This window comes from Brevundimonas sp. GW821-FHT10A07 (genome assembly GCF_059415785.1).
In genome coordinates this window covers 1-1,653 of record NZ_JBWKNX010000037.1, presented here as the reverse complement: position 1 = coordinate 1,653, position 1,653 = coordinate 1, and the positions used below count along the sequence as shown (strand labels likewise).

Annotated in this window: 2 protein-coding genes; both read right to left on the bottom strand. The window is 56.8% G+C overall.

All coding sequences use genetic code 11. The features are described 5' to 3' along the window. Positions 1-628 (bottom strand): recombinase family protein (locus AC07NC_RS17380; RefSeq protein ID WP_494570294.1); only part of this gene is annotated, 628 nt, incomplete at its 3' end. A 481-nt stretch (positions 629-1,109) separates the two neighbouring features. Then, positions 1,110-1,583 (bottom strand): YjaZ family protein, encoded by a 474-nt coding sequence (locus AC07NC_RS17375; RefSeq protein WP_494570293.1) that lies wholly within the window; start codon positions 1,581-1,583, stop codon positions 1,110-1,112. Positions 1,584-1,653 lie beyond the last annotated feature (70 nt).

Sequence of the window (1,653 nt, the reverse complement as noted above, 5' to 3'; positions counted from 1 at the left end):
GAAGATGGGGCACTTCGGTGCGCAGGATTTCTTGGGGATCTCCCGTGCGAGCTTGACGCTTGCCTGTACGCCTAGCTTTCACCCATGTCTGGCGGCCAAAAACCAAGACGCCACGGTAGAGCTCATTGTGGATCACGCCATTGCCGCGCTCGGCATTGCCGTTGACGGTCGAAGCGTTCCAACTGCCGCCTCGCGGGCTGAGCACCCCGCGCGTGTTGAGGTCGCTTACAATAGCTCGAGGCGACTGGCCGGCGGCATATCGCCGAAAAATCTCTCTGACGACGTCCGCCTCGCCAGGTTCAATATCCCGCAGGCCCCGTATCGGCTCACCCGCAGCGTCCAGCTCCCGACGAATTCGGTAGCCGTAAACCTGTCCGCCGGTGTGGCGACCGGAGCGGACAACGCCCTGGAGGCCCCGGCGTGTCTTTCTTCTAGTTTCATCGAGTTGGAGTGCATTCATCGTGCCCATGAGGCCGATGTGCATCTTGCCGACGTCCCCTTCCGAGATCGTGCGAAGACCGACGCCCCTAAAAAGCAGGTCCTCGTAGATCGCGGATAGGTCCGACAGTCGGCGAGACAACCGATCCAGCGCCTCGCAGATCACCAAATCGAACGTTCCCGCGCTCATCTCACGCAAGAGGGTAGTGGGTCAGTTTGAAATATGACCAACCGGTCTTAGGACTTGCGTCCTTTAAGGACCGATTTCCAAGTAGGCGCGTTTATCCAGACTGCGAGTGACGTAACCCCGCTAAACGGCACCGGGATTTTTATTTTTCGCCAGCTTGGCTGGCGACACACACCCGGCAGGGCTCAGGCGTCACTCGCACCTAACATCACCGTTCATGACGTTACCTTACGTCGAGCCTTGGCAGTAACAACACGCGCTTTATCGTTGTGCGAAGTGATTAGGCTCTTTGCGTTGGAGCCGCGCTAGAGCCGCACTTTCACATTTTAATTGAAACTTCACGACCATTGCGGTAGTTATTACACCGTCGATGGCGATGAAAAACGACGCACCTGCCCTTACGGGTTTCGCTTGTTGCGAAGGAAAGTGGTTCTCGCGCGGGGCTTAAGCCTCACAGAATAGCCCTTCGGGGCTATTTTCGTATCTACCACGCTTTGAGTGGTCCGGTGTGGATTGGACGGCCTGCAGCCTTCCGCCCGACAAGGGCGATAAAAGGGCTTGAAGGCAGCTCCGCTGGTAGTCGGTCTTTTTGGTAAGCGCTGATAACGACCATTAGCACGTCGTACTTCTTGGATTTCGCATCCCGCAGACTAAAGCAGACTACGTAAGGGCTGCCCCCAGATTGGGGCCGCACCAAAAGGTAGCTCTGTTTTAGCGTGTGGTAGGCCGGTCCATTGACCGACCCTTGGATTAACTTCCGAAGATTTTTTGACCAAAGATGCCGGTCAGTGCAAAAGCAGCGCGTCGTCTTTCCATCGGGAAAGTGGAACTTGTTGTCGTGATGCGGCTCAAGTTCCTTTGTGAAGCAATGAGCACCAAACTCGACCCGGACTCTCAGGATTGGGGCGCCCGGACGCTGAGGCCGAACCGTCATGGTGAACGGGCGTAGGTGTGTCAATCGGCGTCTAAAAGGGACCCCCTATCGGCGTGCAATAGGGACCCCCTTTTGAGGTTCGGGATGGACGTCA